Source organism: Bradyrhizobium sp. MI1.4, from assembly GCF_055811315.1.
Map to the genome: position 1 here is coordinate 1 of NZ_JBVVPP010000126.1, position 1316 is coordinate 1316.

General features: G+C 62.1%; 1 pseudogene. It reads right to left on the reverse strand.

The features are described from left to right. Positions 1 to 34 precede the first annotated feature (34 nt). A pseudogene (locus AC0L23_RS39905) lies at positions 35 to 1316 on the reverse strand (ISL3 family transposase); the annotation flags it as partial.

The window sequence follows — 1316 nt, forward strand, 5'->3', positions numbered from 1 at the left end:
GGCTCTGACGCATATTCGATGATCGTGTTTGTTTTTATGGCGCGCCAATCAGCCTAGCCTGAAGGAGATCGAGCTTAGCGCGCCCGTACATCTGCCGCTTGACCAGCTTGAGCTTGGTGATCTGAGCTTCCACTTGGCCATTGGACCACGGTTGCGTGATAGCCGCGTGCACCGCGCCCTTGTCGTTGGCGATGCCATTCGCGAACGAGCCAATGAGGCTCCGCTTGGATTCTTATCCAAGGTTCGAGCTCGATCTCGGCCTTCTTTCGGATCATCGCGTGGAAGCGGCCAACGAGAGTGTTGGCATCGGCCAGCATAGGGACGCTTTGTTCAATAGCGGCAACCGTGACGGTCTCGGCCTTGGTTAGGTGGTCCCGCTTCATCGTCATCAACTGCGCTATCGTCCGGGCGGCGGGGACCCTCTGCAATTGTTGACGGCTGATGGTCTCGGCGCGTCGCCGTCGCGTGGCCCATTCCGCCACCACGCGCAGCGATCCCTTAAAGCCTTGCCCTCTCAAACGGCGCCAGAGTTCGGCACCGTTACGACAGCCGCCTGACCACTGCGCGTCCAGGAACGGCAGGTGCCCATCCAGGGTGCTTTGACGGGTGCGGAAGATATCCGTACCGCCGCCGCGACTAATTTGGCGAACCAGATTGCGACTATGTCCTGTGCGGCGGACGATCTCCTTGAGCGGCACACCGTCGCTGACAAGAGCCGCGATTGCGGCATGGCTGTCCTGGCGCCGCAGATAGCCCTGATAGCGAAGCTTTTCCGCGCAGGTCAGTAGTTTAGGATCGATCGTCGTCGCCCCGATTGCGCTTCGGATTTTGCTCATGGAGCGGCGCACCGCATCAAGGAAGGCCGCGCTCGCGTTTTCCATCGGATGCCAGCGGTCGGCGACCTGGATGGCGTTCGGCAGCGCCTTGGCTGCGGCCTCGCCATATCCACCACCGCGATCTCGCGACACAATGTTGATGCCCGGGTGCTTCGACAGCCACGCCTGAACGGTCGCCGTTTCCCGGTCGGGCAGCAAGGCAACGATCCGCCGACGCTCCAAATCACACACGATGGTCCCGTACCGACGGTTTCTCCGGAACGCCCAGTCATCGATACCCACAACAAGCAATGGATCCGTCGGCATCGCCGTCCGCCGGCGGACCACCCGCAGCAAAGTATCGTTGCTGACAGGCAGCATGAGCCGCTTGGCGAAGCTTGCTGCCGGCCGGCCGCCGAGCGCCAACCCCAGGTGATGGACGATGTGTTCGAGCCGTGCCGTCCGACGCCGTCGAAGCGGAACGACGTCTTCTCCGAACCG